This is a genomic window from Streptomyces sp. NPDC002958 (genome assembly GCF_055563255.1).
Map to the genome: position 1 here is coordinate 56,321 of NZ_JBVHDS010000014.1, position 14,138 is coordinate 70,458.

The window sequence follows — 14,138 nt, forward strand, 5'->3', positions numbered from 1 at the left end:
TGTTCAGTCATGGACCGCCGCATTTTCGGGCTGGAGAACGAGTACGGCGTCACGTGCACGTTCAGGGGACAGCGCCGACTGTCTCCTGATGAAGTGGCGCGCTACCTCTTCCGCCGTGTTGTGTCATGGGGCCGCAGCAGCAATGTCTTTCTGCGGAACGGCGCCCGCCTCTACCTCGACGTGGGATCGCATCCGGAATATGCAACCCCCGAATGCGACAACCTGACTGAGCTGGTCACCCACGACAAGGCCGGCGAGCGCATTCTCGAAGGCCTGCTCGTCGACGCCGAACGCCGCCTGCACGAGGAGGGAATCGCGGGCGACGTCTATCTCTTCAAGAACAACACCGACTCGGCGGGTAACTCCTACGGGTGCCATGAGAACTACCTCGTGGCGCGGCATGGAGAATTCTCCCGGCTCGCGGACATCCTCATCCCCTTCCTCGTCACGAGGCAACTGATCTGCGGCGCCGGCAAGGTGCTGCAGACGCCGCGAGGCGCCGTCTACTGCGTCAGCCAGCGTGCCGAGCACATTTGGGAGGGCGTCAGTTCCGCCACGACGCGTTCCCGCCCGATCATCAATACGCGTGACGAACCGCACGCGGACGCGGAGCGGTACCGCCGCCTCCATGTCATCGTCGGTGACTCCAACATGTCCGAGACGACCATGCTCCTCAAGGTCGGCGCGACCGACTTGGTGCTCCGCATGATCGAGGCGGGCACCGTGATGCGGGATCTGACGCTGGAGAACCCGATCCGGGCGATCCGCGAGGTAAGTCACGACACCACGGGGCAGCGCAAGGTGCGCCTGGCCAGTGGCCGTGAGGCGTCCGCCATCGAGGTGCAGCGCGAGTACTACGAGAAGGCCGTCGACTTCGTCGACCGCCGTGGCATCCGCACGGGAACGGTCGCACAGGTCCTGGAACTGTGGGGCCGGACGCTCGACGCGATCGAGGCCGAGGACCTCGACCGGATCGAGACCGAGATCGACTGGGTGATGAAGTACAAGCTCATCGAGCGGTACCGGGCCAAGCACAACATGACGATGTCGCACCCGAGGGTCGCTCAGATAGACCTCGCTTACCACGACATCCACCGCCGTCGCGGCCTGTACTACCTGCTGGAGCGCAAGGGGCAGGCCGCTCGTGTCTGCAACGACCTGAAGATCTTCGAGGGCAAGTCCGTGCCTCCGCAGACGACCAGGGCACGGCTGCGCGGGGACTTCATCCGCAGGGCCCAGGAGCAGCGGCGGGACTTCACCGTCGACTGGGTCCATCTCAAGCTCAACGACCAGGCGCAGCGCACGGTGTTGTGCAAGGACCCCTTCCGTTCGGTGGACGACCGAGTGGAGAAGCTGATCGCGGGTATGTGAGCCGGCGCAGGACAGCCCCGGCTCCCGACGCGGGCCCCGTACGTTCCTCGTGCGGGGCCCCGCGTACGCCCTAGAGTGTCGGGGACTCAATCAACTGTGCCGTCTGAGATCTGAGGAACAAGTGCGCCGACTTGCCGGCCTTCTCGTCGTCCCCCTGTTGCTGCTGACAGCGGCCTGTGGCAACGACAAGGGCTCCGCTTCCGATTCCGTTTCCGCTTCCGCCGCGTCCAAGGACGGGTTCCCCGCGATCACCGCGGGCGCGAAGTTCGGCGAGAAGCCCACTCTGTCCAAGGGCACGGGGAACCCGCCGAAGGAGCTGAAGACCAGGGTCGTCAGCCAGGGTGACGGTGCCACGCTCAAGAACGGCGACGCGATCCAGGTCAACTACCTCGGCCAGGCCTGGGACTCCGACAAGCCGTTCGACAACAGCTTCGACCGCAAGCAGCCGTTCGATCTGACCCTCGGCGCCGGCATGGTCATCCAGGGCTGGGACAAGGGCCTCGTCGGCCAGAAGGTCGGCAGCAGGGTCCAGTTGGTCATTCCGCCGGACCTCGGTTACGGAGCGCAGGGCCAGGGCGACATCAAGCCGAACGCCACGCTCGTCTTCGTGGTCGACATTCTGAAGTCGACGCAGATCCCGGCGTCCGCCAAGGGCACCGCGGTCGCCCAGGACAACATCGACCTGCCCAAGGTCGGCACCAACACGGACGGCAAGGCTCCCAAGGTCACCATCCCCACCAAGAGCGACCCGCCGACGAAGCTCGTCTCCAATTACATCCTGGAGTCCAAGGGCGATGTGGTGAAGGCCACCGACAGCGTCGTCGTGAACTACGTGGGTCTGCTGTGGAAGGACGGCAAGACGTTCGACAGCACCTACACCGCGGGCCAGACGCAGACCTTCCCGCTCGACCAGGTCACCCTCAAGGGGCTCAAGAACGGTCTGGTCGACAAGAAGGTCGGCAGCCGTGTGCTCCTCGTCATTCCGCCGGACCAGGGGTTCGGTGACAAGGCGCAGGGGACCATCCCCGCCAAGTCCACGCTGGTGTTCGCCGTGGACATCCTGGCAAAGGTGTAAGACTGTCCCGGTTGCCCAGTTCATCATTAAGAGGAGCAAGTCAGTGAGCATCGACAAGCCCGAGATCGACTTCCCGGGTGGCGAGCCGCCGGCCGACCTGGAGATCAAGGACATCTGGGAAGGCGACGGCGCGGTGGCCAAGGCGGGCGACACCGTCTCCGTCCACTACGTGGGCGTGGCCTTCTCCACCGGCGAGGAGTTCGACGCCTCCTGGAACCGCGGCACCCCGCTGCAGTTCCAGCTCGGTGCCGGTCAGGTCATCTCCGGCTGGGACAAGGGCGTGCAGGGCATGAAGGTCGGCGGCCGCCGCCAGCTGACCATTCCCGCGCACCTTGCGTACGGCGACCGCGGCGCCGGTGGCGGCCGTATCGCCCCCGGCGAGACGCTGATCTTCGTCTGCGACCTGGTCGCCGCCTGATCCGCACCGTGCGATACGAGGGCCCGTGCCGCAAGGTGCGGGCCCTCGCTTTTTGTCCGGACAGCGCGGAGCGGTACGGTCGACGGTTGTAGGGCAAAACAGAAAGGGCGTCGATGGCGATTGCCAAGGCCGAGCGGCTGATGAACCTGGCGCTGTGTCTGCTGGGAACCCGGCGCCCGCTGAGCAAGCGCGAGCTGCGTGGTTCCATCGAGGCCTATCTGGAAGCGGGTTCCGACGACGCGTTCAACCGGATGTTCGAGCGCGACAAGGACGATCTGCGCGAGCTCGGTCTGGTCATCGAGACCGTGGAGAACCTGGACGGCGACACGGGATATCTCGCCCGCCGCGACAGCAACCGGCTGCCCCCGATCACGCTGGACGCCGAGGAGGCCGCCGCGCTCGGACTCGCCGCCAAGGTCTGGCAGCAGGCGCGGCTGGCCGGTGCCGCCAGCGGTGCGTTGCAGAAGCTTCGGGCCGCGGGCATGCCGGAGGCCGAGGACGCGTACGAGGTGCACAGCGCCCTCGAACCCCGCATCCCCGTTCACGAGGCCGCATTCGAGCCGTTGATGCTGGCCTGCCGGGACCGCCGCCCGGTGACCTTCGACTACCGCAAGGCCAACGCCGCCCGGCCCGAGCAGCGCCAGGTCGAGCCGTGGACGCTGGAGTGCTGGCGCGGCCACTGGTACCTGGCCGGCTGGGACCGGGACCGCGGCGCCGAGCGGGTGTTCCGGCTCTCCCGGATCAGCGGCCGGGTCCGCTCCCGGGCCGGGGCGTTCACCGTAGAGGTGCCCGATGTCGTGACCGTCCGCGAGACCGTCGAGAGCTGGGCGGGGGAGACGGCAACCCGGACCGCGCTGATCAGGCTGCGGGCCGGTGCCGGATACCCGCTGCGCTCGCGCGCCATATCGGTCCGGGAACTCGGGGACGGGTGGGACGAGTTGGAGATTCCGTACGGACACGGTCTGGATGCCTGGCTCGTCGAGTTCGGTCCGGACGTCGTCGTACAGGACCCCGCCGATCTGCGGGCCGATGTGGTGGACCGGCTGCGCGCCGTGGCCAAGGACTGAGGGGCACCGTAATCATGGCCACGAACGCGATCGACCAGACCCGCCGGATGCTCTCCCTGGTGACATATCTGCGTGAGCGCCCCGGCGCCCATGTCCAGGACGTCGCCCGCGCCTTCGGGATCACCGAGGACGAGCTGATCTCGGACCTCGACGTGCTGCCCATGTGCGGTACGAGCTTCCGAGGCGGGGACCTGCTGGACATCGACACCGACGGCGACCGGATCTGGTGGCACAACCCGGATGATGTCGCGGAGCCGCTGCGGCTCGCGGCCGACGAGGCGACGGCGCTTCTGGTCGCCGCCCGCGCCGTGGCCACGCTGCCGGGGCTGCGCGAGAGCGACCGGCAGGCGCTGCTGCGGGCCACCGCGAAGCTGGAGACCGCGGCCGGTGAGGTGGGGGCAGCGAGCTCGAGGCTGTCGGTCACCTTCGAGTCCGAGGGCGGTGTCTTCGCCGATGTCGACCGGGCGATCTCCGAACGGCGTCGGCTCTGGCTGCGCTACTACTCGCCCGCGCGCGACGAGCTCACCGAGCGCGAGGTGGACCCGATCCGGCTGTTCGCCGTGGGGCATACGTACATGGAGGCCTGGTGCAGGTCCTCCGAGGACCGGCGTACGTTCCGGCTCGACCGCGTCGCCGAGATCCGGCTGCTGGACGAGCCGGCCGCGCCGCCCGAGCTCGAACTGCGGGACCTGTCCGAAGGACTCGTCCAGCCGGCGGCCGAGGACCCGGAGGTCGTGGTCGAGGTGGGCCCCGGCGGTCGGTGGGTCGCCGAGTACTACCCGCACGACAGCGCCCAGGAGCTGCCCGACGGCGGGCTGCGGATCGCCCTGCGCACCCCCGATCCGGCCTCGCTGCGCAGGCTTGCGCTGCGTCTCGGCCGGGAAGGCCGCATCGTCTCCCCGCCGGAACTGGCACAGAGCGCACGGCAGGCGGCCCGTGCGGCGCTCGCCGCCTATGACGAACCGGTCTGAGCGGATACCTGTGGGAGATATGGGCAATATGTCTGTGGTGTCAGGTATTCCGACCGTGGTGGTGCCCGATTCGGTACGGTTCAAGGCTGCCTGTCCGGACTGCCGCGAGCGGTTCGAGCTGGCGGCGGGCGCCATCCGCCTCGCCGTAGGGGCCAGCCGCCGGACGACGTTCTACTCCTTCACCTGCCCGGAGTGCGGTGCGGCCGTCCGTAAGCCCGCAGGGGAGCGGATAGTTGAGCTCCTCACCGGTGGTGGGGTGCGGACCCTGCGCCTCCATACCAGCCTTTAGAACGTCGGACATAGAACTGACGTCGGACGAAGAACGTCGGACATAGAACGTCGGACATAGAACGTCGGACACCTAGACACATTGAGGCTCTGCGCATGTTCTGGCCCATGCTCGCCATCGCCCTGGGGTTCCTCGGGATCGCCGTCCTCGGTGTGCTGGCCGTCAAGGTCTTCATCGAGACCCAGCGCCTGGGGCGTCAGGTGAAGCGAACCACCGAGCGCATCAACCGGGCGGCGGAGGACCTCGAACGGGCCGCGACGGATCTTGCCGCCACCGGTGAGACGTTGCGATAGATGTACCGCCCCTACGATCGTGTGAGGCGGTGAGCAGGGCCGATTGATCGGGGAGTGCGTGGCCTCCAGTTTCTCGGGTTCGGGGGGTACCCTGCTGAACGCGGCCCTGAGAGCGAGGCGCGGGTCGTAATCGCAAGGACGCCTGGGTATTGCCCTGCGTTTACTCCTGCGGGATACGATCGCTGACAGTACAACGATCGGGCGTCCGTCCGACGTTCGATCCGCCCCACCCCTGCTGCCTCGGTGAGAAGGTACACGCATATGTTCGGAAGGCTCGGCGCTCCCGAGATCATCCTGATCCTCGTCGTCATTGTTCTGCTGTTCGGCGCGAAGAAGCTTCCTGACATGGCTCGCTCGCTCGGCAAGTCGGCCCGCATCCTCAAGAGCGAGGCCAAGGCCATGAAGTCCGAGGGCAGCCCGTCGGCCACCCCGGCCGAGCCGGCGAACGACGCCGCCCAGGACCAGGTGGCCCCGCGCACCATCCAGGCCGCGCCCGGTGACGTGACCAGTTCGCGTCCGGTCGCAGAGGCGACCGACTCGACCAAGCGCTGACAACCGGGCCGACGCAGGCGCCGTGATCGGTGACGGCCTGCTGCACGAGATGAGGACGTGGGTTGCTCAAGTCTGCCCGCAAACAGGAGACGGATCCAGAGGGCCGCATGCCCCTGGTGGAGCACCTGCGTGAGCTGCGTAACCGGCTGGCGAAAGGCTTGCTCGGGATCGTCGTCGTCACGATCGTGGCCGCCTTCTTCTACAAGGGGATCATCGAGTTCTTCACCGACCCGGTACTGAAGTCGGTCGGTTGCGAGTCCAGCTTCACCGACCTCGCCGAGAAGGAGGACGGTACGTGCGCACGTATCGTCCTGAACGGTCTGCTCACCCCGTTCACCCTTGCCCTCAAGGTCTCCTTGATGGCGGGCGTCGTCCTTGCCTCCCCGATCTGGCTCTACCAGCTGTGGGCCTTCGTCGCCCCGGGGCTGCACAACCACGAGAAGAAGTACTCGCTCGCCTTCGTGGGCGCGGGTTTCCCGCTCTTCCTCGCCGGTGGCTTCTTCGCGTACAAGACCCTGCCCACGATGGCGCGGGTGCTCCTGGAATTCTCGCCGGGCGGGCTCGACAACCAGCTGCCGCTGGACGAGCTGCTGGATCTGATCACGCGCATGGTGGTCGTCTTCGGGCTCTCCTTCGAGCTGCCCCTGCTGCTCGTCATGCTGAACTTCGGCGGGGTCATCACCGGCAAGCGGATGCTCGGCTGGTGGCGGGGCATGATCATGGGCATCACGGTCTTCGCCGCAGTGGCCACTCCCAGTACCGAACCAGTGAGCATGCTGGCGCTCGCCGGACCGATCTGGGTGCTGTACTTCGTGGCCACGGCGATCTCGCTCCTCAACGACCGTCGCAAGGCGCAGATCGCGGCGGCGGGGCCCGCCGACGACGAGGCGTCGGAGCTGGATCTGACCCCCGAGGACATCGGGGAGATCGAGCCGGTCGCGTCGAGACGGTCGTTGCCCGCGCAAGCGAGCTCGGACCGTGAGCGGGTGAACGGTTACGACGACATCACGTGACCTTGCAAGGTCCCCGGGGTGACCAGCGAGATCACCCTTTTCGTCAATCCCACCGCAGGGCGCGGCCGGGGCGCGCACGCCGCGCAGCCGGCCGCTTCCGCGTTGCGGGATGCCGGATTCTCCGTGCGTACGGTTCTCGGCGAGGACGCCGAGGACGCCCTGCGGCGGGCGCGTGAGGCCGTCGCGGGCGGGACCGGTGCGTTGATAGCGGTGGGCGGGGACGGCATGATGTCCCTCGCCCTGCAGGCCGTTGCCGGAACGATGACCCCGCTCGGGGTCGTCGCCGTGGGCACCGGGAACGACTTCGCCCGCGCGCTCGGGATGCCCATACGGGATCCGGCCGCCGCCGGGCGGCTGGCCGCCGAGGCGCTCAAAGGTGGTGCCGTCCGCGAGATCGACCTCGGCAGGGTCGATGAGCGGTGGTTCGGGTCCGTGCTCGCCTCCGGCTTCGACTCCCGGGTCAACGACCGTGGCAACCGGATGCGCTGGGTCGGCGGACGGTTCAAGTACGACCTCGCGATCCTCGCCGAACTCGCCGCGTTCAAGCCCATTCCGTACCGCATCAGGCTGGACGGCGGTCCGGTCCGGGACATCGAGGCGACGCTCATCGCCGTCGGCAACGGATCGACGTATGGCGGAGGCATGCGGATCTGCGCGGACGCCGTCATGGACGACGGGCTCTTCGACGTGACCGTCGTCGGGGACTGCAGCCGCACCACACTCCTCAAGGTCTTCCCCCGCGTCTACAAGGGAACGCATCTCGGTCACCCCGAGGTCACTACGCACCGGGTCTCTTCGATCGAGCTGGCCGCGGCCGGTGTCACCGCGTACGCGGATGGTGAACAACTCGGGGCGCTGCCGCTCACCGCGACCTGTGTACCGGGTGCGGTGAAGGTGCTCGCACCGGGTTCTCCCAACGGTATTTAAAGATCGCGTCACTGTCAGAGGCGGCGGGTAGGCTCGTACGCAAGATGACAGAGGACCTCTCACCAGCTGAGCGATACCAGGCTTCTCGGATCCGCGCCACCGAGCTGGCCACCGCACTCGCGCCCTTCCGCGAGATGTACGAGTTCGATCTGGACCCCTACCAGATCGAGGCCTGCGAGGCCCTGGAGACCGGCAAGGGGGTGCTCGTCGCAGCCCCGACCGGCTCGGGCAAGACGATCGTCGGCGAATTCGCCGTACACCTCGCCCTCGAACAGGGCCGCAAGTGCTTCTACACGACCCCCATCAAGGCCCTGTCCAACCAGAAGTTCACCGATTTGGTCAAGCGCTACGGACCGGACAAGGTCGGCCTGCTGACCGGTGACAACAGCGTCAACGGCGATGCCCCGGTGGTTGTCATGACCACCGAGGTGCTGCGGAACATGCTGTACGCGGGCTCGCAGGCGCTCCGCGGCCTCGGCTATGTGGTCATGGACGAGGTGCATTACCTCTCCGACCGCTTCCGCGGCGCCGTCTGGGAAGAAGTGATCATTCACCTCCCGGACTCCGTGACCTTGGTGTCGCTGTCGGCGACCGTGTCCAACGCCGAGGAGTTCGGTGACTGGCTGGACACCGTCCGCGGCGACACCCAGGTCATCGTTTCCGAACACCGTCCCGTGCCGCTCTGGCAGCATGTGCTGGCAGGCCGCAAGATGTACGACCTCTTCGAGGAAGAGACCGACCACGGCGGCCGTGGCGTCGGACGCCGCGAGGTCAACCCCGACCTCGTCCGGCTCGCCCGGATGGAGAACCAGCGGGGGTACAACCCGCGTGAGCGCCGCCGCGGCAAGATGGTCCGCGAGGCGGACCGTGAGCGCGAGCGGCGTGAGCGCAGCCGGATCTGGACCCCGGCCAGGCCCGAGGTCATCGACCGGCTGGACGCCGAAGGGCTGCTCCCCGCCATCACGTTCATCTTCAGCCGGGCCGGCTGCGAGGCTGCCGTACAGCAATGTCTGCACGCCGGATTGCGGCTCAATGACGAGGGCAAGCGGCGCCTGGTCCGCGAGATCGTCGAGGATCGGACCGCGGCCATCCCCGGCGAGGACCTCCATGTCCTGGGCTACTACGAGTGGCTGGAAGGACTGGAGCGAGGCATCGCCGCGCATCACGCCGGCATGCTGCCCACGTTCAAGGAAGTCGTCGAGGAGCTGTTCGTACGAGGGCTCGTCAAGGCCGTCTTTGCGACGGAGACCCTCGCCCTGGGCATCAACATGCCCGCACGCTCGGTCGTGCTGGAGAAGCTCGTCAAGTGGAACGGCGAACAGCACGCCGACGTCACCCCCGGCGAGTACACCCAGCTGACCGGGCGGGCCGGACGGCGTGGGATCGACGTCGAAGGCCATGCGGTGGTGCTGTGGCAGCGCGGCATGGACCCGGGGGCGCTGGCCGGACTCGCGGGTACGCGTACGTACCCGCTGCAGTCCAGCTTCCGGCCCTCGTACAACATGGCGGTCAACCTGGTGCAGCAATTCGGGCGGCATCGTTCGCGCGAACTGCTGGAGACGTCCTTCGCACAGTTCCAGGCCGACCGATCGGTGGTCGGGATCTCCCGGCAGGTTCAGCGGAACGAAGAGGGACTGGAGGGCTACCGGGAGGGCATGAACTGCCACCTCGGTGACTTCGAGGAGTACGCGCGGCTTCGCCGCGAACTCAAGGACCGGGAGACCGAGCTCGCCAAGCAGGGCGCGTCGCAGCGGCGGGCCGCGGCCGCGGCGTCCCTGGAGAAGCTCAAGCCCGGCGATGTCATCCATGTGCCCACCGGCAAGTTCGCCGGACTGGCACTGGTCCTCGACCCGGGGCTGTCCGCCGGACGGACCAATGGGCACGGGCACCGCGGGCTCGAATACCACGACGGGCCGCGGCCGTTGGTGCTGACCGCCGAGCGGCAGGTCAAGAGACTCGCTTCGATCGACTTCCCGGTTCCGGTGGAGGCCCTGGAGCGGATGCGGGTGCCGAAGTCGTTCAACCCGCGCTCGCCGCAGTCACGCCGCGACCTGGCCTCCGCGCTGCGGACCAAGGCCGGGCACATAGTGCCGGAGCGGCACCGCAAGGGGCGGTCCGCCGCGGCCGACGACCGGGAGATCGCCCGCTACCGGGCGGAGCTGCGCGCGCACCCCTGCCACGGGTGCGACGAGCGTGAGGACCATGCGCGATGGGCCGAGCGGTATCACCGGCTGCAGCGCGACACCCGGCAGCTGGAGCGGCGCATCGAGGGGCGGACGAACACGATCGCCCGTACCTTCGACCGGATCGTCGCGCTGCTCACCGAGCTCGACTATCTGCGGGGCAACGAGGTCACCGAGCACGGGCGGCGGCTCGCACGGCTTTACGGCGAGCTGGACCTGCTGGCGAGCGAATGCCTGCGGGACGGGGTGTGGGAGGGCCTGAACCCTGCCGAACTCGCGGCGTGCGTCTCGGCGTTGGTGTACGAGGCGCGGCAGGCCGATGACGCGGTGGCGCCCAGACTGCCCTCGGGTCCCGCGAAGACGGCGATGGGCGAGATGGTCCGGATCTGGGGTCGGCTCGACGCCCTGGAGGAGGACTTCAAGGTCAACGGGGCGGAGGGGGTCGGGCAGCGCGAACCCGATCTGGGCTTTGCCTGGGCGGTCTACATGTGGGCGTCGGGGCGGACGCTGGACGAGGTGCTGCGCGAGGCGGAGATGCCGGCGGGGGACTTCGTGCGCTGGTGCAAGCAGGTGATCGACGTGCTGGGGCAGATTGCGGCTGCGGCGCCGCGGGACGGGAGTTCTGTGGCGCGGAGTGCGCACAAGGCGGTGGACGCGGTGTTGCGAGGGGTAGTGGCTTACAGCTCTGTGGGGTGAGGGGGCCGCGGTGGGCGGATTTGCGGGGTGCGGGGCCGAGGGGTGCGAGGTGCGTGCGCCTGCGGCGGGCGGGTCTCCTCCTTGCCCCTTCCCGAAACCGGGGGCTCCGTCCGCGAGTTCGACCCAGCCACAGCCCGCGGTGCTGGGGAGGCCTGCCACATCGATGTTGCCCTTGACGGCCAGCAGGCGGCCCGCGAGCGGGAGGTGTTAGTCCGCGGCCGGTCCGCATTACGTGGACCGGCCGCGGGGTCCTTGTCTCAGATCGATTCCTTGCCACTCTTCATCGACACCCCCGCGCAGACCAACCCCAGCAGCACGGTCAGTCCGCCGATGATGACGTTGTTGAGGATGACGCCGAGGTCCGGGCTGCTGCCGACGACCCACGTCGAGATGATCATCCAGGCACCCATGGCGCAGATGGCCCAGCTCAGGCCGTACATCCGCTGCGGCATGACGGTGAACCCGAGGCCCAGCGCGGCGATCGCGATACCCATGATCAGGTTGTGCGTCACGAGCGCGGGCTGACTTGCCGTGAAGTTGAGCACCCAGGGCGAGATGGCGCAGTAGAGACCGATGAGGAACACCGGTGCGTCCACGAGGGCCACATCACGGCCACCGAGCACTCGCGCATAGCGATCGCGCATTTCGGAAACATCGGGGTGACTTGTCATGTCACGGCCGGTGTGCGAGAGGTTTGACATGGGGTTCGTCTCCTTCGCTCCAGACCTGGCCGCCGAGTCTGTGCGACAAGCGGCCTTTTACCGTCATTCTGCGCTTATCTCGCCCTTATGTGTAGATTCGCGACATGCGGACACCGCGGGAATCGCAACGCGTCAGGCACCGCCCAGCCGCCTGGCCAGGGCCACCGGATCGGGTGTCCGCAGCACCCGGCCCCGTACCCCGGCAGCGGTACGTGCAGGGGCTCCGTCCAGCGTGACGGAATCGCGCCGAAGCCGTACACCGCCCCCGCCGGACCACCGGCTCACCGCCGCGACCGTGTCCGTGTCCCCACCCACGTCGACCCCTGCGACCAGGGCTTTCTCGTACGTACGCGTGGTGTGCAGCGCCCACGGTGCGGTGCCCGGACACGGCCGCACCGCACCGTTGAACTCCGTTGCCGCGCCCGGGTGCCGGCCGGGCGCGGCAGGTGGCGGCCCAGCGCGAGTGAGCCGGTGTTACGCCGCGATCTCCTGCTCGCGCTCCACCTGTGCGTTCCACTCGCGCTTGACCGAGCGCCAGGCGTCGTCGTTCTGGCCGAGCCGCCAGTAGCCGGAGATCGACAGCTGGGTAAGCGGGATCTTGCGGTCCAGGCGCAGATGGCGGCGGATCTCCTTCACGAAGCCCGCCTCGCCGTGGACGAATGCCTGGACCTCGCCTGCCGGGAACTCCAGCTCCTTCACCGCGGCGGTCAGCGCCTCGCCGACCGGGCGCTCCCCGCGGTGCAGCCAGGTCACCTCGACCCCTTCGGGCGTCACGATCTTCTGCTCCTCGGCGGCGTCCGTCACCTCGACGAACGCGTGCACCACCGCGCCCGCCGGCATCTGCTCCAGGGTGGCCGCGATGGCCGGCAGGGCGCTCTCGTCGCCTGCCAGGAGGTGCCAGTCCGCCGAGGCGTGAGGGCCATAGCCCCCGCCGGGGCCGAGGAAGGTCACCTGATCTCCCGGGACCGCCCGCATTGCCCAGGGCCCGGCGAGGCCCTCGTCGCCGTGGACCACGAAGTCGATGGCCAGCTCCCGGGTGACCGGATCCCAGGAGCGCACCGTGTAGGTGCGAGTGGTGGGCCACAATTCCCGAGGCTGTTCCTCGCGTATGCGGGTCATGTCGAACGGGTGCGCGTACTGTGCGCCCTCGGGGGCGAAGCAGAGCTTGACGTAGTGGTCGGTGTACCCGGAGAGCCCGAAGCCGGCGAGGCCGTCACCGCCGAGCACCACGCGCACCATGTGCGGGGTGATCTGCTCGGTGCGCAGAACGTGGGCCCCTTGCGCCTTGGGTGCCTGTCGTGCCGGTCGTTCTGCCACGAAATTCTCCCTGCTCCGATTGCTTAGGCTTACCTAAGTTAGCACCTCAGTCGCGGAGTGTGGAGAGCAGGCGTTGCAGGGCACCGCCGAGCCCCCACTGCTTCGCGAGGGCTTCGAGGGCGGCGGGGTCACGCGGCTCGGTGGGCAGCGTGGAGTCGAACTCCGGCAGGGGTACATCACTGGCGACCCGCACCACTTTCGGTGCGACGGCCACATAGTCCCGGGCCTCGTCGAGCCGCTTGCGCTGCGAGGGTGTCAGCTTGGCGGCCGGATCGTCCACCGCGGCCATGATTCCGGCCAGATCGCCGAAGGCGTCCAGCAGTTTGGCCGCCGTCTTCTCGCCGATGCCCGGGACGCCCGGCAGCCCGTCGCTCGGGTCGCCGCGCAGCAGGGCCAGATCGACGTATCCGGAGCCGTTCACCCCGTACTTCCCCCGCAGCCACGCCTCATCCGTCACCTGGAGCGAGCCGACCCCCTTCAGTGGGTAGAGCACCCGCACCCCGCGGGCGTCGTCGACGAGCTGGTAGAGGTCCCGGTCACCGGTGACGATGTCCACGGGGCCGGTGGCCGGACCGGCGAGCGTGCCGATCACATCGTCCGCCTCGTAGCCCGCGACGCCGACCCGGGCGATACCGAGCGCATCGAGCACGTCCTCGATGACCGGTACCTGCGGGGCCAGGGTGTCGGGGGTCTCCTCCTCGTCGGGCAGCCCCTCGGCGGTCTCCACCGCGACGCGGTGCGCCTTGTACGAGGGGATCAGCTCCACCCGCCAGCGCGGCCGCCAGTCCGCGTCCATGCAGGCGACCAGATCGTCCGGCCGGTGGTCCTGCACCAGTCGCCCGATGAAGTCGAGCAGCCCGCGCACAGCGTTGACCGGAGTCCCGTCCGGGGCACGTACCGAATCGGGAACCCCGAAGTAGGCGCGGTAGTAGAGGGAAGAGGTGTCGAGGAGCATCAGGCGTCGCGTCACACCCCGATGATGCCGCACCCCACCGACACCGGCCGTCGCGGACACCGGGGCCGAAAGGCGGGGGAGGTCGGTCCCCGGTGGTGCGGTCCCCGACGGAAGCCGCTCATCTGTGACCTGGATCACTCTTGTATGACCTGGGTCACTCTTGCGTTTGCCTCGTGTAAGCGAGGGCAGGCGCGCAGCCGGAGCGGATCACGTAACAGTTTCAACTAGTGCACGTGCCAAGCGGGCCGAATCCGCGCCGCTCCACGGTCTGCCGGAGGGGTGGCGGACCGTTTTTCGGTTCAACCCGCGA

14 protein-coding genes and 1 pseudogene are annotated in these 14,138 nt (G+C 68.3%); 11 read left to right on the top strand and 4 right to left on the bottom strand.

All coding sequences use genetic code 11. The annotated features are described in order from the left end of the window. Window positions 1–9: 9 nt before the first annotated feature. The 11 genes from pafA (at window position 10) to ACZ3IC_RS23030 (ending at window position 10,855) form a co-directional block, all read left to right on the top strand. Window positions 10–1,371 carry a Pup--protein ligase gene (pafA, locus tag ACZ3IC_RS22980; protein ID WP_093541264.1) on the top strand — a complete coding sequence of 454 codons (1,362 nt, stop codon included), beginning with the start codon at window positions 10–12 and terminating at the stop codon, window positions 1,369–1,371. A gap of 121 nt (window positions 1,372–1,492) precedes the next feature. Then, window positions 1,493–2,446 carry an FKBP-type peptidyl-prolyl cis-trans isomerase gene (locus ACZ3IC_RS22985; RefSeq protein ID WP_467418655.1) on the top strand — a complete coding sequence of 318 codons (954 nt, stop codon included), beginning with the start codon at window positions 1,493–1,495 and terminating at the stop codon, window positions 2,444–2,446. A gap of 43 nt (window positions 2,447–2,489) precedes the next feature. Further along, entirely contained in the window at window positions 2,490–2,864 is a 375-nt protein-coding gene (locus ACZ3IC_RS22990; RefSeq protein WP_467418657.1) for an FKBP-type peptidyl-prolyl cis-trans isomerase, read from the top strand. Window positions 2,865–2,977: 113 nt separating this feature from the next. Next, on the top strand, window positions 2,978–3,931 hold the full coding sequence (locus ACZ3IC_RS22995) for a helix-turn-helix transcriptional regulator (RefSeq protein ID WP_467418659.1): 954 nt from the start codon (window positions 2,978–2,980) through the stop codon (window positions 3,929–3,931). Between the two features lie 14 nt (window positions 3,932–3,945). Continuing rightward, window positions 3,946–4,902, top strand: coding sequence for a helix-turn-helix transcriptional regulator (locus tag ACZ3IC_RS23000; RefSeq protein WP_467418661.1), 957 nt, complete (start codon window positions 3,946–3,948; stop codon window positions 4,900–4,902). A gap of 19 nt (window positions 4,903–4,921) precedes the next feature. Continuing rightward, window positions 4,922–5,191 (top strand): hypothetical protein, encoded by a 270-nt coding sequence (locus tag ACZ3IC_RS23005; RefSeq protein ID WP_467418663.1) that lies wholly within the window; start codon window positions 4,922–4,924, stop codon window positions 5,189–5,191. Window positions 5,192–5,286: 95 nt separating this feature from the next. Continuing rightward, complete coding sequence (locus ACZ3IC_RS23010) at window positions 5,287–5,484, top strand: hypothetical protein (protein ID WP_467418665.1); 198 nt, start codon at window positions 5,287–5,289, stop codon at window positions 5,482–5,484. Window positions 5,485–5,745: 261 nt separating this feature from the next. After that, complete coding sequence (gene tatA, locus ACZ3IC_RS23015; RefSeq protein WP_467418666.1) at window positions 5,746–6,036, top strand: Sec-independent protein translocase subunit TatA; 291 nt, start codon at window positions 5,746–5,748, stop codon at window positions 6,034–6,036. A gap of 62 nt (window positions 6,037–6,098) precedes the next feature. Further along, on the top strand, window positions 6,099–7,049 hold the full coding sequence (gene tatC / locus ACZ3IC_RS23020) for a twin-arginine translocase subunit TatC (protein ID WP_467418668.1): 951 nt from the start codon (window positions 6,099–6,101) through the stop codon (window positions 7,047–7,049). 18 nt (window positions 7,050–7,067) lie between these two features. Further along, the gene (locus tag ACZ3IC_RS23025) at window positions 7,068–7,976 is read left to right on the top strand and encodes a diacylglycerol kinase (protein ID WP_467418670.1); all 909 of its coding nucleotides are present in this window, start codon (window positions 7,068–7,070) and stop codon (window positions 7,974–7,976) included. Window positions 7,977–8,020: 44 nt separating this feature from the next. Further along, complete coding sequence (locus tag ACZ3IC_RS23030) at window positions 8,021–10,855, top strand: DEAD/DEAH box helicase (RefSeq protein WP_467418672.1); 2,835 nt, start codon at window positions 8,021–8,023, stop codon at window positions 10,853–10,855. 257 nt (window positions 10,856–11,112) lie between these two features. On the opposite strand, the gene ACZ3IC_RS23035 is transcribed toward ACZ3IC_RS23030, so the two are convergent. From ACZ3IC_RS23035 to ACZ3IC_RS23050, 4 genes and pseudogenes are all read right to left on the bottom strand, one after another. After that, window positions 11,113–11,556: an SPW repeat protein gene (locus ACZ3IC_RS23035; RefSeq protein ID WP_467418673.1), complete on the bottom strand. Its 444-nt coding sequence runs from the start codon at window positions 11,554–11,556 to the stop codon at window positions 11,113–11,115. A gap of 132 nt (window positions 11,557–11,688) precedes the next feature. After that, window positions 11,689–11,997: pseudogene (locus tag ACZ3IC_RS23040) on the bottom strand (ADP-ribosylglycohydrolase family protein); the annotation flags it as partial. A 33-nt stretch (window positions 11,998–12,030) separates the two neighbouring features. Further along, window positions 12,031–12,873, bottom strand: a complete 843-nt coding sequence (locus ACZ3IC_RS23045; RefSeq protein ID WP_467418675.1) for a siderophore-interacting protein — start codon at window positions 12,871–12,873, stop codon at window positions 12,031–12,033. Between the two features lie 46 nt (window positions 12,874–12,919). Beyond that, complete coding sequence (locus ACZ3IC_RS23050) at window positions 12,920–13,828, bottom strand: 5'-3' exonuclease (protein ID WP_467418785.1); 909 nt, start codon at window positions 13,826–13,828, stop codon at window positions 12,920–12,922. Window positions 13,829–14,138: the final 310 nt, after the last annotated feature.

What these genes read in the sequence shown, in the direction of transcription:
- ACZ3IC_RS23000 (WP_467418661.1), top strand. Translation starts at nt 3,946, where the DNA reads ATGGCCACGAACGCGATCGACCAGACCCGCCGGATGCTCTCCCTGGTG.
- ACZ3IC_RS22995 (WP_467418659.1), top strand. Translation starts at nt 2,978, where the DNA reads ATGGCGATTGCCAAGGCCGAGCGGCTGATGAACCTGGCGCTGTGTCTG.
- ACZ3IC_RS23035 (WP_467418673.1), bottom strand. Translation starts at nt 11,556, where the DNA reads ATGTCAAACCTCTCGCACACCGGCCGTGACATGACAAGTCACCCCGAT.
- ACZ3IC_RS23010 (WP_467418665.1), top strand. Translation starts at nt 5,287, where the DNA reads ATGTTCTGGCCCATGCTCGCCATCGCCCTGGGGTTCCTCGGGATCGCC.
- tatA (WP_467418666.1), top strand. Translation starts at nt 5,746, where the DNA reads ATGTTCGGAAGGCTCGGCGCTCCCGAGATCATCCTGATCCTCGTCGTC.
- ACZ3IC_RS23050 (WP_467418785.1), bottom strand. Translation starts at nt 13,828, where the DNA reads ATGCTCCTCGACACCTCTTCCCTCTACTACCGCGCCTACTTCGGGGTT.
- ACZ3IC_RS23030 (WP_467418672.1), top strand. Translation starts at nt 8,021, where the DNA reads ATGACAGAGGACCTCTCACCAGCTGAGCGATACCAGGCTTCTCGGATC.
- pafA (WP_093541264.1), top strand. Translation starts at nt 10, where the DNA reads ATGGACCGCCGCATTTTCGGGCTGGAGAACGAGTACGGCGTCACGTGC.
- ACZ3IC_RS23005 (WP_467418663.1), top strand. Translation starts at nt 4,922, where the DNA reads ATGGGCAATATGTCTGTGGTGTCAGGTATTCCGACCGTGGTGGTGCCC.